This is a genomic window from Actinotignum urinale DSM 15805 (genome assembly GCF_000420445.1).
GTDB lineage: Bacteria > Actinomycetota > Actinomycetes > Actinomycetales > Actinomycetaceae > Actinotignum > Actinotignum urinale.
In genome coordinates this window covers 57,737-79,706 of the sequence record NZ_ATUY01000010.1, presented here as the reverse complement: position 1 = coordinate 79,706, position 21,970 = coordinate 57,737, and the positions used below count along the sequence as shown (strand labels likewise).

Sequence of the window (21,970 nt, the reverse complement as noted above, 5' to 3'; positions counted from 1 at the left end):
TGGTGAAGGTAGTTTTTCGTTTTTTATTCACACACTAATCATGAACTACCTTCACCACTTTTTAAACCCCCCACCCCACCAAAATCCGAAGAGCCGATTTTTCTACACGGAACCAGCCCTACGGGTTCGAGTCCCATAACACTAAAAATGGTTTACCCCGGGACAAACCCGGGGTAAACCATTGTGGAGCTAAGGGGACTCGAACCCCTAACCCCCTGCTTGCAAAGCAGGTGCGCTACCAATTGCGCCATAGCCCCTGATTCCTTCTATCAGGAAGGGTGGAAACTTATGTTTCCGAAGGTGAACTCTTTACCTAATCCCCACGTTCTTCCTTGAGGAAGTCCTTAACAGGATCTGCTACAGAATGCCACTCCTCCGGTTTATCTGCAAACTTACGTTTCGCGAAAAGATACCCCAGAGTAATGACTCCAGCAAGAAAAAGCAGCTTCTTCATATCAACTCCTTTTCACCAGTGGGCCTAGATGGACTCGAACCATCGACCTCAGTCTTATCAGGACTGCGCTCTAACCAACTGAGCTATAGGCCCGGGCGACCGAATAAGCTTATAACAACTCGTTGCCTTTACTCAAATTTTTACTATGCGTTACTCGTCACACTGTGTAGTGCACCAAATAAGCAAACAAAATCTTCCTTATTCGTCCGTCACAGTAATCTTCAAACCTCCAACAAGGGAAGCAATCAAGTTATACACCACCGCACATATAGCGGACAGTGCCGTCAACAACACAACATGGATAATTCCAACCAGAACAGAGAAACTCATCCAACGCCCAAACTTCAAATATTCAGCAAATTGAAGCAACTGCACAGAACTCAGATTCTCAAATAATTCATTAAGATTGGCGAAAACATGCATTCCGTCGAGGATAAACCAAATCAGCATCATGGCAACAATAATCATGATGCCCAACGCAACAGAAATAAGGAACCCAATCTTCATAGCGGACATTGTGTCCACCTTGGAAATCGTCATATGGATACGACGAATACCTACTGTTTGACGAGCTGGAGAAACACCAGACCCTTGAGGCCCTAAAGTATGAGGGCGCCTCACACCTTTTTCTTTACTGTCCCCGTTTTCTGCGCCACCCTTATTTTGAGGGTTGCCCACCACGGACGTTTTCTTAGCTTCTTTATCCAAAGCGGTATCCTTTATAGGCTTTTCATCCTGCTTTTCTGAATTCTTCGCGTTCACAGATATCTCTTCCGTGTCGATATGTTCCTAATTATCATCGAATCCTCAACCCTCTCATTATGTATCAGAAGGATTTGATACATCCGATATTCCTTCTTCCGAGATTACATGGTTAGTATGCTTATTGTCAGTAACCTCGCTGTTTTCAGAAGGATTTTCGACGTTATCTTCGTCATTATCTATATCTGTCTCGGCATTTCGAGCCAGGGCAATAATAGAATCTCCCTCATCTGGGCGAACAAACGTCACACCTTGAGTATTACGTCCAGTCATGCTGACTTCGTCAACTGAAGCACGCATCACCTTCCCGGACTCCATAATGGCAAGAACCTCGTCGCCGTCATGAACAATTAACGCTCCAACAAGATTTCCGCGAGCTTCAGTTAACTTGGCAACCTTAATACCCAAACCAGCTCTGCCCTGCACGCGATACTCGGTAACAAGTGTTCGCTTAGCAAAACCACCCTCAGTCATCACAAAGAGTTGGGAATCCTCATGGACAACATCCATGGTGAGTAGAGAATCACCATCACGGAACTTCATGCCGGTAACACCGATCGATGATCGTCCCATCGGGCGCAAAGCCGCGTCGTTAGCAGTAAAACGAAGTGACATTCCGTTGCGTGAAATCAACATGAGGTCATCATTATCGTTCACAAAGGACGCTGCAACAACCTCGTCAGTTGTTCCATCCTCGAACTCGCGCAACTTAATGGCAATCAAACCGCCCGTGCGCGGTGAATCATAGTCCGCCAACCGTGTTTTCTTCACTAAACCAGACTTTGTTGCCAAGACCAAATACTTCGCAACATCGTAATCCTTAATGGAACGCACAGCGGCAATCGTTTCACCGGGTTGGAACTCCAACAGGTTAGCGACATGCTGTCCCTTAGCGTCCCTGCTCCCCTCGGGAAGTTCGTACCCTTTCAAACGATACACACGCCCCAAGTTTGTAAAGAAAAGATGCCAATCGTGAGTGGAGGCAACACCGAAATGATCCACAACATCATCTCCGCGAAGCGTCGCCCCGCGAATTCCCTTACCTCCACGGTGCTGGGCACGATATTCCGTCATCTTCGTGCGCTTCACATAACCGCCACGAGTTACCGTCACCACAACATCTTCCTCAGGAATAAGATCCTCAACCGTCATTTCACCATCGAAAGGCAAAATATGCGTGCGCCGCTCATCCCCATATTTATCGACGATACCCTGCAACTCCTCGGAAATAATTCCGCGTTGGCGATCCTCGCTACCGATAATGTCGCGATAATCTTCAACAAGGAGACGCTTTTCTTCGTATTCGTCAATAATTTTCTGACGTTCCAGGGCCGCCAAGCGCCGCAACTGCATTTCCAAAATCGCGTTCGCCTGCTGCTCATCAATATCGAGCAACTCCATTAAGCCCGTGCGCGCCACATCAACTGTTGCCGAGGCACGAATCAGCGCAATCACTTCATCGAGAGCATCCAGCGCCTTAAGATACCCTTCCAAAATATGCATACGCTTGAGTGCTTCCGCCAAGCGATATTCCGTACGACGACGAATAACTTCCATTTGGTGCGTCACCCAATGGCGAATAAAGCCATCAAGTGACAGTGTGCGCGGAACTCCATCAACCAACGCCAACATATTTGCGGGGAAATTGTTCTGCAACTGTGTGTGTTTGTACAGATTATTGAGAACAACCTTTGCTACCGCGTCACGTTTGAGGACAATAACGATACGTTGCCCTGCACGTCCGGACGTTTCGTCGCGAATATCAGCAATACCGGGAAGACGACCATCCTTAATGCCTTCAACCATTTTGTCGAGGAGACGATCAGGGTTGACCTGATACGGAAGATCATTCACAACAAGGCACTGCCTGCCACCGATTTCTTCCACTTCCACAACGGCGCGTTGAGTAATGGAACCGCGCCCTGTTCGGTAGGCGTCCTCTATTCCGCGCGTTCCGAGAATAGTTGCACCCGTTGGGAAATCTGGTCCTTTAATTCGGCGCATGAGCTCACCGAGGAGTTCTTCGCGCGTAACATCCGGGTGCTGTAAATACCACTGGATACCGTCGTTAACTTCGCGAAGATTATGAGGCGGGATGCGGGTTGCCATACCAACCGCAATACCTTCCGAACCATTAACCAGGAGGTTGGGGAAACGCGAGGTGAGAACCATCGGTTCCATAAGGGAACCGTCATAATTTGGCTCAAAATCAACGGTATTTTCTTTAATATCGCGCACCATTTCTAGAGCTAATGGCGCCATGCGGGCTTCTGTGTATCGCGGAGCGGCCGCACCTAAATCACCGGCTGTACCGAAATTACCTTGCCCGGCAACAAGCGGGTATCGCATAGACCACGGCTGGACAAGGCGAACCATCGTATCGTAAATCGCGCTGTCACCGTGGGGGTGGTAGTGCCCCATCACGTCACCAACGATTTTTGCGGATTTCGAGAAGGAGGAATCGGGGCGGTAGCCGCCGTCGTACATTGCGTAGATGACTCTGCGGTGTACGGGTTTCATTCCGTCGCGCACATCAGGCAGGGCACGCCCAACAATAACGGACATGGCGTAGTCGAGGTAGGAACTCTCCATTTCGCGCTGGAGATCCACTTCCATAATATTTCCGTGGTTGTACCCGGATTCCGTGGTGTTATCAGACTCTGTTTCTCTCATTTTCCTACCTTAAATATCGAGGAATCGGACGTCGTGGGCATTGCGTTGAATGAAGCCGCGGCGCGATTCCACATCTTCACCCATGAGAACACTGAAGGTTTCGTCTGTAGCTGCAGCTTCTCCAATAGATACCTGTTTGAGTGTGCGGAATTCAGGGTTCATTGTGGTATCCCAGAGTTCTTCGGCGTTCATTTCGCCAAGGCCTTTGTAACGTTGAATACGCTGAGATTCTTCGCGCGGAAGGCGCCAGCCGTTTTGTGCTCCTTTTTCAAGTTCTTCATCACGTTCTTTATCGCTGAACACATAGGAATGTGGATGGTTTGTCCATTTGATTCGATACAGCGGTGGCATCGCGAGGTAAATATGCCCAGCCTCAACAAGGGGACGCATGTAACGATAAACGAGGGTGAGCAGGAGGGTCGCAATATGGCTTCCATCCACATCAGCATCCGCCATGAAAATAATCTTGTGATAACGGAGCTTATTAATATCGAACTCTTCGCCCACACCAGTTCCGAACGCCGTAATGAGCCCCTGAATCGTGTCCGACGAAAGCGCACGATCCAAACGCGCCTTTTCGACATTCAAAATTTTGCCACGAATCGGCATAATTGCCTGATGTTCAGGATCGCGCCCATTAACCGCAGAACCACCCGCGGAATCCCCTTCAACAATGAAAATTTCGCATTCTTCGGGTTTATTGGATGTACAATCCTTGAGCTTTCCGGGCATGGACGCACTTTCCAACACACTCTTGCGGCGTGTTGCTTCACGCGCCTTGCGCGCAGCCTGGCGGGCCGCGAAAGCCTGGGTTGCCTTGCGAATAATATCTTTTGCGTCCGTTGGATGCTCCCCCAACCATACGGTGAGGTTTTGATACATCTGTTGCTGAACAAAGGTACGAGCTTCCGTATTCCCGAGCTTCGTTTTCGTCTGCCCCTCAAACTGTGGGTTCCCCAGCTTCACAGAAATAACGGCAGTGAGTCCTTCGCGAACATCATCACCTGAAAGATTCGGATCCTTGTCCTTGAGCAACCCATATTCGCGCGCGTAACGATTCATTACGGTTGTGAGCGCCGCACGGAAACCTTCTTCGTGAGTTCCACCTTCAGTAGTATTAATCGTATTGGCGAAAGTATTCACAGATTCCGAATATGCAGATGTCCATTGCATCGCAATTTCGACCTGAATCTGTTTTTCCTCGTCCTCAGCCTCAAAATAGATAATATCGTTGTTGATAATATCGACTTTTTTCATTTTGTTGAGGAATTTGACGTAATCAAGGAGACCGCCAGAATACTGGTAGCTCACTTCCCTATTCTTCTTTTCGACGTCATCCTCGCCACTTCCGGTAACCTCATCGCCTTCCCGAGTTGCGTTGTCACGCTCATCGACAAGCGTTATTTTGAGGTTTTTGTTAAGGAACGCCATTTGGTGGAAGCGTTTGCGCAACGTTTCAAAATCATATGTTGTTGTTTCGAAAATATCCGGGTTTGCCCAGAAGGTTTGTGTTGTCCCTGTTTCTTCTGTTCCTTCTCCTTTTTCCAAGGACTTCACGGGATTACCGTTTTCGTAGGCTATTTTCCATACATAGCCATCACGTTTGACGATGGTTTCCATGCGCGTTGATAGAGCATTAACAACAGATACACCCACGCCGTGCAAACCACCGGAAACGGCGTAACTACCCTGCCCGAATTTACCTCCTGCGTGGAGAACAGTCATCACAACTTCCACTGCGGGGCGACCTTCAGTGGGGTGAAGATCAACTGGGATTCCTCGTCCATCGTCCTCAACTCGTACCCCGCCGTTATTAAGTAATGTCACGGTAATATGTGTGGCGTATCCGGCAAGGGCTTCATCAACGGAATTATCTACTACTTCGTAGACGAGGTGGTGAAGTCCGCGTTCCCCCGTCGAACCAATATACATACCTGGGCGTTTGCGAACCGCCTCTAATCCTTCAAGCACCGTAATATTCGATGCATCATATGATTGATTTGGGGAAACTTCACCAACATGATGTTCATGTTGAGCCATTGTTACTTCCTGCGTACCTTGGGCAGGTACATCATTCGGGTTGGCAATAGATTCCGACACGAAGAGACGCTCCTTAAATGATACGTCCGCTACCTGTTGATAGCGGGTGAGAACGGAGCGTGCAGATCTTGTGTTCTGTACGTTTCGTATTCAGCATGTTATGTTTCCACACGTATTACGTTGTACGTTCCTACGTTTCCACACTGGACAATTCCGGCGCACTGTATACACAACACACCCCGTTAAACTCAATAATGAGCCTTTCAGGCGTTTCCCTTCCTAACGGTAGGTACCTAGCCGAAAAAGACTCATAACCATTATAGCCTATTTCTCGTTATTTTTTGAGTAGGTTCGTTTTTATGTGCGGTGCTTCTCTCATTTTTCTGCGTGTGTTTTATCTACGCAATAATTTAGTCAACCATGTGTGCTTGGACAATCTTTCAGTTCATCCGCACTGTTCACGCGCCCTATTATTATACGTAGATGTTTCTATATTTTATTTCAATATTCTCGACGTGGTAGCAGAGGGAAATTAGCCGTATGTATCGCGCGGGCCTCGCCCTGGAACAGAATATTTACCGTGTTTCCATGAACGTTGCGTAGGTCCCTTAATATCAATACTTTTCACAACCCCCTCCCCCACAATCTCGGCAATATTTTTTTGAATGGTTGCCATATAGACACGAAGTTGAACAGCCCACGAGGTTGATGATGTCCGAATTGTTAATACACCATCGTCAGTAAAACTCTCAACGCGGGTATTTTTTGCGATATTCGGCCCCACAATTTCGCTCCACCTCACACTAAGAGAAGCTACTTCAACTTTTTCATTCCATCCTTTATCGCGCACAAGTCTTTTCATGAGTAGCGCCATGGGTTGAGGATCCCGCCATGAAGGTTTTGCACCACTTCCTACGTCGCTTGCAAGCCCAGCTCCCGGTATGTAAATTGTATCGCCCACGTGATCTTTAGCGACTTTTTCTTCCGCCATTTTTTTCATCACGTTTCGTGCGTAGGATGAAGGAGGTTGGCGAATTTCTCTACGTCGAAAAGCTGCTTCTTGATAGCGTCCAAATGCTGTCAGGGAGCGAATTCTCCCCTGTTTTTTAGCGAAAGATATACGTAAATTCTCGGGTTTTACACCGTTTTGTTTATCAACAAAACTTGCACCTTTATCCATCACTACCCTCTTTACCGCACGCCTCTTCTTCATGAATCTCTACATACCGGGTAACATCAACAATTTCCCCGTTTTTTACGGTGAACACATCACCATGTAATTCCTCGGGCAGATCCTCCCTCACCGCCGCAGTGATTAAGACCTGTTCTGATGAGCGAATAATTTCCGCGAGTCGATTACGTCGCTGCGAATCAAGCTCCGCAAACACATCGTCTAGAATAAGAATTGGTTGTGAATACTCTCCAATACTGTCCTCTTTCAAAACATCCCACGATGCCAACCTCAACGCTAAAGCATAACTCCATGATTCTCCGTGGCTTGCGTACCCCTTTGCCGGCATTGTTCCCAAACTCAGTTCAACATCATCACGATGTGGCCCCACAAGGTTTACACCTCGCCTAATTTCCTCCGCTCTACGTTCACTCAACGCTTCTTTCATTATTCGTTCAACGTACTGTTCATCCATTAAGTTATTTTCGCGTTCCTCAACGTTTTTACGTTGATTTTCGTCTGCTAACTCTAGAGGTGAAGGAAGAGAAAAACGATATTTATCCACGTTTGCTGCATAATCTATACGCGCGATTTTTTTCCCTTGTGAAATATCACGATAATAGCTTTCAACGTATGGACGCAAATGAGATATTATGCGCACTCTATGCACAATAATTTCTGCTCCAAGACGTGCCAGCTGATCATCCCACACGTCCAATGTTGAGGTATCAGCTTCTTGCCCGCGGCGCTGCGCGAGAGAAAGGTTTTTCAGGAGGGCACCTCTTTGGCGCAAAACTTTATCGTAATCGTTTTTCACGGTTTCCATACGCGGGCGTAGTTGAACCATGAGTTCATCCAGGAAAATTCTGCGTTCTTGCGGGCCTCCCCTTACCAGGCGCAAATCCTCGGGAACGAACATAACAGACGTTAAGATCCCAAGAATTTCTATAGGCCTAGCATTTCCTCGATTAATACGAGCCCTATTTGCCCTTCCCGCATATATTTCCACTTCAACACTTGTTGACATCTGGCCACGATGTACACGCGCCTGAATCAGGGCAGCATTTTCACCCTGATGTACAAGTGCCATATCGGAAGCTACCCGGTGTGAACTTAAGGTGGAAAGATACGAAATTGCTTCTACAAGATTAGTTTTTCCTTGCCCATTTTCTCCAACAAAAACAGTGATTCCAGGATGAAGGTGAAGGATTTGGCGCCGATAATTCCTGAAAAAAGCAAGCCCTACATCACCAACATACATCCCGATATTGCCTATTTGTACTGATGAATGGGCATGAGCAGCAGGCGGTAATCGGTGTTATCCTCCGAATCCTTATCGTCTTGTCCCGTAATCACGACCGGACGGCTTTCGGAGGTGAAGGACAAACGAACATAGGGGTCGCTTAAAGAGGTTAAACCATCCTGGAGATAGGAGGGATTAAACGCCATGGTAATGGGGTCACAGGAAAGATATGCCTCGATTTCTTCACTTGTTTGAGCGTTATCGTTCTGCCCACCTCGCAAAATAAGCTGACCTTCTACAAAATTCAGCACAACAGCAGCATGTTTTTCGACGACGAGACGAGCACGCTTGAGTGCATCGAGCATAGCAATACGATCAACCACCGCGTAACCGTTGAAAGAATCGGGGAAAAGTTGGCGAACCTGAGGATAATCGCCGTCAATAAGACGAGCAATATTTTTGCGTCCTCTAGTTTCAAAACCAATCATTCCGGTTCGACCGCTGGTATCTAACGTGATTTTTACATCCCCAATTGTTCCTAATGACTTTGCAATATCGGAAAGACGCGAACCACGAACAAGAATTTTTGCTTCCATTGTGGGATCTTCCGGTTTCCAGGAAAGTTCAGAAATGGCGAGACGGTAACGATCTGTAGCCGTCAAGGAAATTTTTTCACCCTTAATTTCAATGCATAGGGAAACAAGAAGGGGGAGTGTATCATCATTCGAAGCTGCAACAACGGTTTGAGCAACAGCATTATGGAAATCTGCTCCATTAATGGTTCCACTTAAGCCGTTAAGTTCTGCTTGTTGTGGATAATCTTCAATGGGCATTGAGGTCATAGACATCCGCGAACTTCCGCAGACAATATCAAGTTTCCCACCCTCACTTGACAATAAAATTTGTTGTTTGGGAAGAGCCCTGACATATTCGGAAAGAAGACGCCCGTGAATGAGAATGGTTCCAGGTTCAATAACTTCGCCAAAAATTTCCACATATGAAGTGATATCTGGATCATAGGAGGATAACGCTATTGTTCCATCTTCTGAAGCATCCAGTTTAATTCCTGACAAAATAGGAAGTGATGGACGTGTGGGAATTGTTCGCGCAGCCCAGGTTACTGCTTCTGAAAACACATCATGTTCGCAACGAATCTTCATGAATAGATTCTCCTCCAACAAATAACATACTCCTATCAATCTTACGTTATGAATGAATGAAATGAGGGGGACTATTCACAACGAGCTGATAACAATTTAAATGTGCCCATGCCGTCACATATAAATCACTAAGCCGTCACATACATATCACTACCTTTGGTGATAACCAGAGCACCAAAAATTACCAAGGGGAACATGCCTAAAAGAAATTCCCACACAACTATCTCAAAAAAGAAACACCAAACCCACCACATCCATGCAACTTTCTCTAAAGCCCCAAAAACAAGTAGGGGAGTGGGTGCATCGAAAAGTGGATGAAACACGTCTCGTCAGCAAGCGGATGTCATTTCTCTCTATATTACGTAGTAGTAGTTGTAGCTCCTGTTGAAAATGTGGAAAAGTGTTCGAAACATAGAAAGCGTAACGAAAGTTATGTGTATACAGGTGGGGATAAATATGTGGATGAAACATAGAAAATGTGGATTGACTATTTTGAAATAGAAAATATCCACAAATTTTTTCTATTTATCCAAACTTTTACTTATGTTTCACACAGGAAATCCCCAACTCTTGTGGATAGTTTTCTTCATCTTTTCCCTTGATATACCTGGGTTTTAACTGTTCTTTACTATCTCAATCAAGAGCCGTGAATTTAATGTCGTAAAAAACAAGAAAAATAGAAAAACAGCTACCCTAAAATTTGAGGATTTAGGAGTTTTTCTCGTTTGACGCAGCTTGTTTAATACGTATAGAAAGTTCACTTACCTGGTTGTATGTTGTTTGACGTTCAGACATTTGCTTATCAATTTTCTTGTAGGCGTGCATAACCGTCGTATGATCACGCCCACCAAAAATTGAACCAATTTTCGGTAGGGACATATCCGTCATTTCTCGACACAAATACATGGCAATTTGACGGGCTGTTACTGGAAGTTTAGAACGATTACTTCCCGTTAAATCGTCGATATTAATACGGAAATAATTCGCAGTCTGCCCCATAATCATTGTGGGGGTTATTTCGATGGCGTCAGGATTAGAAATAAGATCCTTCAACACCATTTCAGCGATTTTCAAAGACACCGGCAAACTCGACAAATCAGAAAACGCCGTAACTCTGCGTAACGCACCTTCCATTTCACGCACATTCGTCGTCATATTTGTAGCAATATATTCGTGAACTTCACGAGGAACCTGGATACCATCCACGTGAGCCTTCTTTTCCAAAATTGCGATACGTGTTTCAAGATTGGGGCGATCAACTTTAGCTACAAGCCCTGAACTAAACCGAGATAACATGCGTTCTTCGAAACCATTAAGAAGATTTGGGGCAACATCCGATGTAATAACGATCTGTTTATTTGAATTCGTTAGGGCGTTAAAGGTATGGAAAAATTCTTCAACGGTAGTATCGCGGCCACCAATGAACTGGATATCGTCGATAAGAAGAATATCGACCTTACGGAAAGTGTCCTTAAACTCTGCCTGGCGGCCATCTCGAACCGCATTAATGAAGGCGTTCGTGAATTCTTCAGCCGACACATATTTAATACGAATATCCTCATAAAGGCTCAACGCATAGTTTCCAATAGCGTGCATGAGATGCGTTTTTCCCATTCCCGAATCGGCATAGAGGAAGAGCGGGTTGTAGGTAGTTCCCGGAACTTCAGCAACCGCGAGAGAAGTGGCTGTTGGAAAACGATTCGATTCACCAATAACAAATGTTTCAAAGGTGTACTTAGGATTCAATCCCGCTTTCGTTGAAGCCGTAATAAATGCGGGATTGTTTTTGTTTCCGTAAAATTCAGTGTCTGTTGGGTTGTGAATATTGTATGGTGCGTAATCGGGGCTTGATGATTGGCTAAAAAGATCTGTATCAGGGCGATTATGGTGAGGCGAAAAATCTGGGGGAAGATTATCTGTGGGAGGTTGAGTGAGGGGACGCATATCCTGGTGGTGCGTTGAGTTCTCGTTAGTAATATCCGCCGAAAAATCCGTTTTATGATTTGGCTGATGACGTTGCTGTGAGGGGCGCGGATAGTTAGAAGAGGTATCCTCATCATCGACAGGGGAGGAAGAGGTTTCGTTCACACTAGGATCGACAGAAATGACAACGCGAACTTGGCGTCCAAGAATATCTGAAAGTGTAGGAACAATTTTTGCGACGGCGTGTTCTTCCAACCAGCTTTTTACAAATTCCGAACCGACAACGATCATAAAAATATCGTCAGCCACGGCAAGTGGGTGCGCCATACGGGCAAAAGCAAATTGAGAGTCTGAAAAATCTCCCCGTGTACGCAAAAGTTCCAATGCAGCAAGCCACATATCTTTAGCTGGATTACTAGTGGACACGATAACTCCCTACTTGTTTCAGACGAGTGTATGAACATCATAGAGCACTAGTAAAACAATACCAAGGAGTTTTCCACAGGTTTATTCACACCTGTGGAAATTACATCTTTGTCATTATTTAGAAAAACCTTGCAAACAATAATGAAACTCTTTGTAGGGATTTTATTCACATTTGTGTATGAATTTTATGTTTGGAAAAAAAGACTCGCTGCTACACTTATGAATAATCTTTTTTCGCAGAATATCAAGGGAGACGCTGCTCACGGTAGGCGAAAAACCTTTGACGAAAGTATGGGGAATAGCGTAAAGTCATGAAGTCCATGTGTGCGTGATGTACACAGTTATGTTATGTGATTGCGTTTCGCAATCTTAAGTTTATTGGAGGAATCACCGTGGTAAAGCGGACTTTCCAGCCGAATAATCGCCGTCGCTCCAAGGTACACGGTTTCCGCAAGCGTATGGCAACCCGTGCCGGCCGTGCAGTTCTTGCAGCACGCCGTCGCAAGGGTCGCGAAAAGCTTTCGGCTTAAATGCTTCCAGCCGATCACCGAATGTGGCGTTCGGCGGAGTTTGCCCAAGCTTTTCGGGGAACCCGCGGCTCATCTCGCAGTTTTCAGGTTTCGATAGCTGAGGCAACGGATACTCAGGCAACCGACCCTCACCCAGTGCGGGTCGGTTTCGTCGTATCTAAAAAAATTGGTAATTCTGTTGTACGTCACCGTGTGACACGGCAACTACGTCACATCATTCGTTCACATCTGGATCTTTTCAACCGAGGCGAATTAGTTGTTGTGCGAGCATTCCCGCCAGCTAAAGATGCGTCATATGATTGTTTAGAAAAAGATGTCCTTACCGCGCTTGGGCAGGCAAGGAAACGTATGAAGATAGTGGCCCGCGGTGAAAAATAAGAATCTGGACGAACAACGGGAGTTCCATTTCAAGAACTCAACCGGACCTGTGGGCAGAGTTTTTATACGCCTAATTCGTTGGTATCAACGAAATATTTCGCCCGCCAGGCCCCCAAGGTGTCGATATTCACCCACATGTTCAGCTTATGCCTTAGAAGCACTACGCATTCATGGGGGATTAAAAGGTACAATTTTAGCGGTATGGCGGTTACTACGATGCAATCCTTTCACCAACGGGGGAGTGGATCGGGTGCCACCTCGAGGTCAGTGGCCTTCTCGCCCTCTTGACCATGATGAACTACTCGAACTTTATGCAAAGGAAGATGAAGTGCCTGACACTCGTTGTTGATAGACGGTGTATGTAACGCACTTTTAAGGAGACTACGTGGATACAATCCTTCAACCCTTTATGTGGGTCGTCGCCTGGGTAATGTATGGCATTCACCAGGGACTGTCGGCTTTTGGTATGAAATCAGGAACTGGGCCTGCCTGGGTCCTAGCTATCATTGGCTTGACTATTACCGTTCGCCTTATTGTTTTACCTCTGTACAACAAACAGATTAAAGCCTCGCGAGCCATGCAGGTATTGACGCCTGAAATGCAGAAAATTCGCAAAAAATATAAGGGCAAACGCGATCAAATTTCGATGAGACGCCAACAGGAAGAAACCCAGGCGCTCTACCGTAAGCACGGTGCATCTCCCATGGCATCGTGCTGGCCTATGCTTATTCAGATGCCGATCCTTTTCTCGCTGTATCGAGTTCTGGTAGCATTCCCTGATATTGCAACAGGTAAAAAAGGAACACTTGGTCCGATTACCCAGAAAATTGCGGAAAGTTTCGAGCAAACAACGTTCTTCGGAGCGCCGTTATCGTCGACGATGTCCTCAGCAACCCAACTTGCGAAACAGGGGTATAATGCAGGCCAAATTCGTACAGTTGCGATTATTTTGGTTGCGCTCATGATTGTGAGTATGTTCCTGACGCAACGTCAGATGATGACGAAGAATATGCCTGAAAACGTTGGGGACGACGATAATCCTGCACAGCGTATGCAGAAGTTCATGTTGTACGGTATGCCCTTTATTTACGTGTTCTCTGGTGCTGTTTTCCCCGTCGGCGTTCTCATTTACTGGTGTGCCGGTAACTTCTGGAATATGGCGCAGCAGGGTTGGTTCATTCGACACAATCCCACACCGGGCTCTAAGGCATATAGGGAATGGGAGAAGCGCCAGCGCGAAAAACGTAAGCGTAAGGGTTTAACCGACGAAGAAATTGCTGAGCTTGAAGCTAAGGAACAGGCAGGTGGCCAGCGCTACCAGCCCATGAGCAAGGAACGTGCTAAAAAAGCCGGCGTTACATTAGATCCGCAAAATGATCCTATAGAGGACGACGATAAGCCAAAGATTGGTAAAGACGGCTTGACGGATGAGGAACGTGCCCGTAAGCGGTACGAACGACGCCAAGCACAACGTGCTCGTTCTAAAGCGAAAAAGAAGAAGAAAAAAGGCAAGTAGTTTAGAATAAGAACTTAAGGCCGGTGCGAACTTTTATCGATGTTCACGGCCTATAACCCGAGGAGAAAAAATGAGCGAAGCCTCTGAAGAACACCGCGATATTAAGAGGTTAGAACAGGAAGGCGATATTGCCGCCGACTATCTGGAAGAATTGTTGGATATCGCAGATATTGATGGTGATATTGATATTTCCGTAGATAATACCCGAGCAACAGTTGGTATTTTAACGGATGAGAAAATGGATGAACGTTTGCGTCGCCTTATTGGTAAACGTGGCATGACTCTTAATTCTCTCCAAGATTTAACTCGTCTGGCAGTGCAACAAAAAACTGGCGAACGTTCCCGCTTAATGCTGGATATTGGAGGATATCGTGGCGAACGGCGTACCAAGATTGAAGCACTTGCACAGGAAGCGATTCGCGAGGTTAAAGAAACCGGTGACGAAATCGAGCTTGAGGCAATGAATCCATTTGAACGTAAAATCGTTCACGACGCAGCAACCGCAGCTGGTCTAGTTTCAGATTCGGAAGGGTATGGATCCGAACGTCACGTTGTTATTAAACCCGTTGATAACAATAAGGACGACGAATAAGGGTTATTTTCCACGTAGTTCTTAAAGTAGGGGAGAGTTGGTAATATCAGCTCTCCCCTTTTTTCACGGTGCATCTTTAAGATCAATGGGCGATATAGGACAAAAGTGGGGCTATAGGATAATAATGGAGGATTTTCTCGGGATTTTTGTTGATTTTCGAGGTTTGGGTTCGTGTTGTAGGACGGCTTAGTATCTTTACAACTTTAACGCCACTATACGGAAAGAGAAATCGTATAGTAAACATTGTGTGTAGATGATTGCAAAGTAAAAAGTAGTGTTGGTTCAGGTGTTGATTGTAGGCTAGTGACATACAGAGATATGGACGTGAATAGAGAAATGGGCATGGATATGGATAAGAACGTGGATATTGATGAGTTAGAGCCTCTCGGGGGAGAAGAGTATTATGGGCGTGAGATATGGGGAAATCTTCAAAAGTTTGCACAAATGTTGGTTGATGAGGGCGAAATTCGTGGGTTAATAGGACCAAGAGAGCGCCAACGTTTATGGACTCGCCATATTCTTAATTCCACAGCTGTTGAAGAGTTTATATCTCAAGGTTCGACGGTGGGGGACGTTGGTTCGGGTGCGGGATTTCCCGGATTAGTGTTAGCTATTATAAGGCCAGATGTGAATGTTACATTAATCGATTCAATGGAACGACGCACCCAATGGTTAAAGGATGTAACTAAAGAATTATCTCTCCCGAATGTTTCGATTAGGACGGGACGAGCGGAAAGTTTTTTTGGTAATTTTTGCGCAGACCATGTGACTGCTCGAGCCGTGGCGCCGTTGAAAAAATTACTACCCTGGACTATGTCTTTAGTAAAACCAGGTGGGTCACTTATTGCCTTAAAAGGGATAAAAGTAGAACAAGAAATCATCGAAGCTCAGCAACAACTCCGCGATTACAACGCAGATTCGGTAGACATCTATCAGGTAACACCCTTCGGTTGTAAAGAATCTACCCGAATTGTTGAAGTTAAAAAGCTAATGTGAATGTTTCACGTGAAACATTCACGGGCTATCCGCAAAATTTATGAATTTGTAAGAAGATTTCATAGGTAGCTAAAAAACCCACACAAAGATTTCAACAGGAAAACTATGTTTTACTCATTGTTTCACGTGAAACATTATGTAACGCGATTTTCTCGATTACGTGGATCAAAAAAGGTAGAATATAGCGATGGCATGGGAGGTAAGTTGATGAGTGATCCTCGTAAAAAAGTTGTACGTCAAAAAGTCTCAGGTAACGAATCGGCAAGAGATGATTTTTCCAGCAAATTTAGCCCTATTGAACAACAACTCAAAGAAGATTTTCGTCGACTTAAAAAAGTAGAAAAAGAGGGTTTCATTAAGCCCTCAGAAACTCGAATATTTGCGGTTGCGAACCAAAAAGGCGGTGTTGGAAAAACATCAACCGTCGTAAATATAGCTGCCGCTATGGCACAAAATGGGTTAAAAGTACTCGTTATTGATGCAGATCCCCAAGGAAATGCTTCGACGGCCTTAGGTATGCCTCCCGCAGGTTTAGAACGAACAATATATAACGTATTTCTTCGAGATCTCCAACTTGAAGATATTGTGAGGGAAGTTGAGAGTATTCCCGGTCTTTTTGTGGCTCCTTCCTTTATTGATCTTGCATCAGTTGATATGGACTTAATGAATGATGATGATAAACTTTATCGACTAAAAGAAGCGATCGATGTTTATGTCAATGACGCGAGTGATCAAGATAGGATTGATTATATTTTTATTGATTGCCCGCCAAGCATGTCCTTACTACCCCTTAATGCCCTTATTGCCGCACATGAGGTTCTTATTCCGGTTCAAGCTGAATACTACGCACTGGAAGGTTTGAGCCAACTTTTGCGAACAATTACAACCGTTCAAGAATCGAATAACCCTCAGTTAAAGATATCGACCATTCTTATAACAATGGTGACAACAAATACGAATCTCGGCGAAGACGTTATCTCCAATGTCAGAGATTATTTCCCCGATATTACATTAAAAACAGTTATTCCCCGCTCTATTAGAATTGCTGAAGCTCCATCCTTCGGAGAAACGGTGATTACCTATGATCCACGATCCACAGGTGCAATTGCATATATAGCGGCAGCTCAAGAAATCACACATAAGGGGTAAAACAATGGCTAGAGAGAAGAAAAGGCGTGGATTAGGCAACGGTTTAGGTGCTTTGATTCCTCCCAATCAAACAGAAAAAACAGATCGCCCAATTGATATGTTTTTTGGAGGACAATCACGTCCCGTTTCACAAAGTAATGACGCAAATGTACACGTTTCTCCGTCACAAGTAGATGACTCTTCTGAGCGTTGTAACAAGACAAAGAAGTCAAAGAGTTCAAAAAATAGTGAATCGAAGAAAAATACATCCAATGTTTCACGTGAAACATTGGATGTGGGAAATACGCAGAACGAAGAAAATAAAAAAGATAGTGATTTAGTTCCCGTTCCAGGGGCTACGTTCGCAGAGATTAATCTTGACGATATTATTCCGAACAGAGATCAACCGCGACAAATATTCGACGAAGAAGAACTTTACGAACTGTCTCAATCCATTCAACAAGTGGGCGTTTTACAACCCATTGTTGTGAGGCCTTTAGATTCGCCGGTTGAGGAACATCCTACTGCTCGATATGAAATTATAATGGGGGAGAGGCGTTGGCGAGCATCAAGGCTTGCAGGTAAACAAACAGTACCTGCAATTGTGCGCCGAACGTCTGATGAAGATTTATTACGGGACGCTCTTTTGGAGAATTTACATAGAGCGCAACTTAATGCATTAGAAGAAGCGGCGGCCTACCAGCAACTTCTTGACGATTTTCATTGCACGCAAGAAGAATTATCTCAACGTATTGCTCGATCAAGGCCACAAATTTCTAATACTTTGCGCTTACTCAAGCTCCCTGCTTTAGTACAAAGAAGAGTAGCGGCCGGGATTATTTCGGCAGGACATGCACGTGCTTTACTGGGATTAAAAGATCCTGCTTCTATGGAAGAACTTGCACAACGCATCGTCGCTGAAAATCTTAGTGTACGTCAAGTTGAAGAAATAGTCTCTCTGAGTGGAGAAGTGCAACAGGGAGAAAATAAGAAAAAACGTGTTTTTGCAACAAAATCCTATGGAAATGTGGCAAATACATTAGGTGACGTTCTCGATACGCGAGTAAAAGTCACTATGGGTAAAAATAAAGGATACGTAAAGATTGATTTCGGAAACGAAGAAGATTTACAACGTATTTTAGGGATTATTTCTCCAACTACTGTTTTCGATATGGAAAATCCTGATGTATCGTAGCATCTGGCATAGGCATGTTTCGTGGCTCTTCTGCTTATGATGTGTGGTGGGTTGCGCGGTGGAGATTTAGGTTCTGAAAAAATCTATTGATACCGCACAGGCTTATATTCGGGATTTTTGATCTTGGAATAGTGTAATCAAATGGTGTGGGCATAGATTTTATCTATGCCCACACCATTATGAAACTACTGAAAAAGTATTTATTACTGATTGAGTGCTGTAAGGAGCAATTCTGTGTAAATATTTTGTATGGATTGCCCTGAAGTTTGAGAATAATATTCGATTGCTTGGGGAGCTAAAGATGTTTCTGTCATACCGGGAGCAACATTTGTGTCGATAACATAAGGTTGATCACCTGAAATAATGAAATCTATGCGTGAAATACCCTGAAGACGAAGTGTTTTATGTGCAGTCAAAGCCGTATCGATAATCTTCTGTTCAAGGTCAGGAGAAATTTGTGCAGGGTTAAAGTACATTGCACGTCCGGCAAAATAACGAGCGTCATAGTCATAAGGACCATCGGTTTGAATTTCAATAGGACGGAGAGCAACGGGGCCTTCTTTCATATCAAGAATGGTTACAGTTACTTCTCTTCCCTCAATATACGATTCAATATGAGCGAGTTCCCCATAAGCAAAACAATCAACCATTGCCTTGGGTAACTCTGAAGCCGTTTTCACGACTGACAGGCCGAGAGCTGATCCACCAATATGAGGTTTAACAACAAGTGGGAAGCGAAGTTTATCTGCAATGAGATCCAACATATAGCGTGGACCGACTTCTCTAAAAAGATTTTGGGGGAAGGTAAAAGAAAGAGGTGTGAGAATATTTTGGTGCCTAAGAAGAGATTGAGACAAGGCTTTATTTGACGCAATTCGTGCTGCGTTTGCCGAAGAACCAAGGAAAGTGTATCCAGCAAGTGAAAGAAGATCCTGAATCGATCCGTCTTCACCCGTTGCACCATGAACCAAAGGCCAGACAATGTGTGGATTCATCGATTCAAGACGTTGAAAGAGATTTCCATCAACATCCAGAAGTTTGACATGGTGGCCAGCTTCTCGAAGCGTTTTCTCCACCCGTCGTCCTGAACTAAGAGAAACGTCGCGTTCATGAGTAAGCCCGCCTGCTACAACGGCGATGGTTAACAATTCATTCATGATGACTCCTTGAATGTTTCACGTGAAACATTGTGTTAGTTGTTGGCAATACCAAACATGTTGACAAGTTCTTCTTCGGCAGAAATGACTTCTCCGAGTCTCCTGACACCTTCAGTAATATCTTCTGGTGTGGGGTAGCAATAGGAAAGGCGTACATGGTCTGCGCCATTTCCGTCGGTATAGAAGGCTGTACCAGATACGTAAGCGACACAATTTTTAATTGCTCGGGGGAGCATGGTATGAGAATTTAACCCTTCGGGGAGTTTGACCCAGACATAGAAACCTCCATTGGGAACGTTCCACGAACATGAGGACATATATGCCGAGAGTGCATGTTGCATGGCTTGCCCACGTTCTGCATACATGGAGCGGTATTCTTTAACCTGCTGATACCAATCGTAGGTTGAAAGGTATTCCGCGACGGACATTTGCCCAAAGGTCGAGGGGCAAAGAATAGCGTTTTCGTTAGCGAGTGTAATTCTGGCGCTAACGGCCGACGGAGCAAGCGCCCAACCTAAGCGATATCCAGGAGCAAATGTTTTAGAGAAAGAACCGAGATATACAACGCCGTTAGGATTAAGAGGTTGCATTGCGGGCGTTGGATCTCCGTCGAAACCTAGGAGGCCATAAGGATTATCTTCAACAATAAGAATATGATGACGTTCGCAAATATCAATGATTTTATGACGACGTTCAGAACTGAGAGAAACGCCGGCTGGATTATGGAAGTTTGGAACGGTGTAGAGGAACTTAATCGGCCGGCCTTCGTTTTCCAGAGAAATAATAGTTTCTTCGAGGGCTTCCGGGATGAGACCATCTTTATCGAGAGCCACATGAACGACGTTGGCTTGGTAAGAATGGAAAGTTCCGAGAGCACCAACGTAAGAAGGGGCTTCTGTAAGGACAATATCACCGGGGTTAATGAAAATTTCTGAGATAAGATCGAGTGCTTGCTGGCTACCAGTCGTAATAGTGATATCGTCCGGATGGCCTTTAATTCCCTCAGGTCGCATGACTTCTGTAATCATTTCACGGAGGGGCAAATAGCCGGCACCGCCACCATATTGGAGAATCTGTGGCCCGTGATCTTTGATTAAACGAGCCGTCATATCAGCCAAGAAATCGAGGGGAAGCCCTGAAATATTGGGCATTCCGCCTGCAAGGGAAACAACTTCGGGGCGATTTGCAACTGCGAAAAGCTGACGTATTTCCGACTGCTTCATTCCTAAAGCTCGATCTGCATATATGTTGTACCACGGATCTAGACGTGTGTAGCTAGGTTGAGATTTTTCGTTTGACACAATACATCCCCTTTACTCATAATATATACCAATTTTTTCACTAAACCAGGGAATAACGCAATATTTGAGGGCATGTTGAGGTCATTAATGAGGATGAAGGTGTATATGACAAGGTGTGAAGATAAACGATGTGAAGATGTATGTGGATGAGGGTGGTTATGAAGAAGATATGAAGATGTAAGAGTGAGAAAGTTAAGAAAATGTGATGTTGCGGCCTGGCCGGAAGGCATGAGATATGGAAATGGGGGATAAGAGAGGGGTACGGGGGATGAAAAAGTGGTGGCCATTATTCAATAGCCACCACTTATGTAGAGACAGTTATTACTTATGGGCGTTAAATTCTATGTATTTTTCGGCGTCAAGAGCTGCTCGGCATCCGGTTCCCGCAGCCGAAATAGCTTGGCGATAGTGCTTATCGACAACATCACCGCAGGCGAAAACACCCGGAATATTTGTATGTGTATGAGGATCGTTGACCTTAATATATCCGTCAATATCTAGTTCAACAGCACCATCTAAAATATCTGTGCGTGGCTGATGCCCGATGGCAACAAAAAGACCATCCATAGGCAGGGCCTCTTCGGCTTGCGTGACAGTATTGCGAAGGACAATACTGTTCATATTTCCACCTTCTTCTCCGAGAATATCCGATACCTGGCTATTCCAGTGAATTTTTATTTTCGGATTTTTCTGCAAGCGTTGCACCATAATATTTGAAGCGCGCAGAGAATCACGGCGATGAATAAGGTGAACCGTGGAAGCCATACGAGCCAAGAACAGAGCTTCCGTCGCCGCACTATCCCCGCCGCCAACAACTGCTACTTCCTTGTCTTTAAAGAAGAAACCATCACAGGTGGCACAATAGGAAACGCCACGCGCGGAATACATGACTTCTCCTTCAAGCCCTAGCTTCTTGTAAGAAGAACCAAGTGCAAGAATAACAGTTTTTGCCTTAAACTCTGCATCTTCGGTTCGAATAGTTTTAATATCGCCATAAAGATCGAAAGAAATAGCGTCGTCGTATTCAATCTCTGCACCGAATTTTTCAGCCTGTTCCTGCATGCGATGCATAAGATCCGGGCCCATAATGCCCTCAGGGAAACCAGGGAAATTCTCCACTTCTGTTGTTTGCATGAGAGCACCACCAACATCAATGGCGCCACCAATAACAAGGGGGTTCAACCCTGCGCGTGCCGTATATAACGCAGCGGTCCAACCGGCCGGGCCTGAACCAACAATAATAACGTTACGAACAACGGAATCGGACATATTTCTCCTACTCACAATGCATCGGAAGTGATGCGATACAAGATGGTTACCTCATC

19 protein-coding genes and 2 tRNA genes are annotated in these 21,970 nt (G+C 45.2%); 8 read left to right on the top strand and 13 right to left on the bottom strand.

Translation table 11 applies throughout. From position 1 onward, the window contains the following. Positions 1-184 precede the first annotated feature (184 nt). The 10 genes from G445_RS0107505 to dnaA all read right to left on the bottom strand — a co-directional run bounded on the left by G445_RS0107505 (position 185) and on the right by dnaA (position 11,852). Positions 185-257: transfer RNA gene (locus G445_RS0107505), tRNA-Ala, on the bottom strand. 56 nt (positions 258-313) lie between these two features. Next, a complete protein-coding gene (locus tag G445_RS11560; RefSeq protein ID WP_022866924.1) occupies positions 314-454 on the bottom strand; it encodes a hypothetical protein in 141 nt (46 codons plus the stop codon). A gap of 19 nt (positions 455-473) precedes the next feature. Continuing rightward, a tRNA-Ile gene (locus G445_RS0107495) sits at positions 474-547 on the bottom strand. A 105-nt stretch (positions 548-652) separates the two neighbouring features. After that, a complete protein-coding gene (locus G445_RS11990; protein WP_022866923.1) occupies positions 653-1,216 on the bottom strand; it encodes a DUF3566 domain-containing protein in 564 nt (187 codons plus the stop codon). Positions 1,217-1,273: 57 nt separating this feature from the next. Beyond that, positions 1,274-3,889, bottom strand: a complete 2,616-nt coding sequence (gene gyrA / locus G445_RS10335; protein WP_022866922.1) for a DNA gyrase subunit A — start codon at positions 3,887-3,889, stop codon at positions 1,274-1,276. 9 nt (positions 3,890-3,898) lie between these two features. Further along, on the bottom strand, positions 3,899-5,929 hold the full coding sequence (gene gyrB, locus G445_RS0107480; protein WP_022866921.1) for a DNA topoisomerase (ATP-hydrolyzing) subunit B: 2,031 nt from the start codon (positions 5,927-5,929) through the stop codon (positions 3,899-3,901). Positions 5,930-6,461: 532 nt separating this feature from the next. After that, a complete protein-coding gene (locus G445_RS0107475; protein WP_022866920.1) occupies positions 6,462-7,109 on the bottom strand; it encodes a DUF721 domain-containing protein in 648 nt (215 codons plus the stop codon). After that, on the bottom strand, positions 7,102-8,361 hold the full coding sequence (gene recF, locus G445_RS10330) for a DNA replication/repair protein RecF (protein WP_022866919.1): 1,260 nt from the start codon (positions 8,359-8,361) through the stop codon (positions 7,102-7,104). The genes G445_RS0107475 and recF overlap by 8 nt, the downstream gene beginning before the upstream one ends. 11 nt (positions 8,362-8,372) lie before the next feature. Further along, positions 8,373-9,503, bottom strand: coding sequence for a DNA polymerase III subunit beta (gene dnaN, locus G445_RS0107465; RefSeq protein ID WP_022866918.1), 1,131 nt, complete (start codon positions 9,501-9,503; stop codon positions 8,373-8,375). A 708-nt stretch (positions 9,504-10,211) separates the two neighbouring features. Next, complete coding sequence (dnaA, locus tag G445_RS0107455; protein ID WP_022866916.1) at positions 10,212-11,852, bottom strand: chromosomal replication initiator protein DnaA; 1,641 nt, start codon at positions 11,850-11,852, stop codon at positions 10,212-10,214. A 392-nt stretch (positions 11,853-12,244) separates the two neighbouring features. Between dnaA and rpmH the strand changes: the two genes are divergently transcribed. From rpmH to G445_RS0107415, 8 genes are all read left to right on the top strand, one after another. Beyond that, positions 12,245-12,382 carry a 50S ribosomal protein L34 gene (rpmH, locus tag G445_RS0107445; RefSeq protein WP_026421042.1) on the top strand — a complete coding sequence of 46 codons (138 nt, stop codon included), beginning with the start codon at positions 12,245-12,247 and terminating at the stop codon, positions 12,380-12,382. Next, entirely contained in the window at positions 12,383-12,760 is a 378-nt protein-coding gene (gene rnpA / locus G445_RS0107440; protein ID WP_022866913.1) for a ribonuclease P protein component, read from the top strand. Then, positions 12,750-13,109 (top strand): membrane protein insertion efficiency factor YidD, encoded by a 360-nt coding sequence (gene yidD / locus G445_RS11255; protein WP_407636593.1) that lies wholly within the window; start codon positions 12,750-12,752, stop codon positions 13,107-13,109. Before rnpA ends, yidD begins: the two co-directional genes overlap by 11 nt. Before the next feature lie 36 nt (positions 13,110-13,145). Then, positions 13,146-14,276, top strand: a complete 1,131-nt coding sequence (yidC, locus tag G445_RS0107435) for a membrane protein insertase YidC (protein WP_022866912.1) — start codon at positions 13,146-13,148, stop codon at positions 14,274-14,276. A 70-nt stretch (positions 14,277-14,346) separates the two neighbouring features. Beyond that, on the top strand, positions 14,347-14,868 hold the full coding sequence (locus G445_RS0107430; RefSeq protein ID WP_022866911.1) for a Jag family protein: 522 nt from the start codon (positions 14,347-14,349) through the stop codon (positions 14,866-14,868). Between the two features lie 342 nt (positions 14,869-15,210). After that, the gene (gene rsmG, locus G445_RS0107425) at positions 15,211-15,864 is read left to right on the top strand and encodes a 16S rRNA (guanine(527)-N(7))-methyltransferase RsmG (protein WP_084676528.1); all 654 of its coding nucleotides are present in this window, start codon (positions 15,211-15,213) and stop codon (positions 15,862-15,864) included. Positions 15,865-16,071: 207 nt separating this feature from the next. Further along, complete coding sequence (locus tag G445_RS0107420; RefSeq protein WP_026421040.1) at positions 16,072-17,013, top strand: ParA family protein; 942 nt, start codon at positions 16,072-16,074, stop codon at positions 17,011-17,013. Between the two features lie 4 nt (positions 17,014-17,017). Then, positions 17,018-18,187 (top strand): ParB/RepB/Spo0J family partition protein, encoded by a 1,170-nt coding sequence (locus G445_RS0107415; protein ID WP_022866908.1) that lies wholly within the window; start codon positions 17,018-17,020, stop codon positions 18,185-18,187. Positions 18,188-18,390: 203 nt separating this feature from the next. On the opposite strand, the gene G445_RS0107410 is transcribed toward G445_RS0107415, so the two are convergent. From G445_RS0107410 to trxB, 3 genes are all read right to left on the bottom strand, one after another. Further along, on the bottom strand, positions 18,391-19,344 hold the full coding sequence (locus G445_RS0107410) for a D-alanine--D-alanine ligase family protein (protein WP_022866907.1): 954 nt from the start codon (positions 19,342-19,344) through the stop codon (positions 18,391-18,393). A gap of 35 nt (positions 19,345-19,379) precedes the next feature. Further along, complete coding sequence (locus tag G445_RS0107405) at positions 19,380-20,645, bottom strand: aminotransferase-like domain-containing protein (protein ID WP_022866906.1); 1,266 nt, start codon at positions 20,643-20,645, stop codon at positions 19,380-19,382. A gap of 321 nt (positions 20,646-20,966) precedes the next feature. Beyond that, positions 20,967-21,914 (bottom strand): thioredoxin-disulfide reductase, encoded by a 948-nt coding sequence (gene trxB, locus G445_RS0107400; RefSeq protein WP_022866905.1) that lies wholly within the window; start codon positions 21,912-21,914, stop codon positions 20,967-20,969. Between the last annotated feature and the right edge of the window lie 56 nt (positions 21,915-21,970).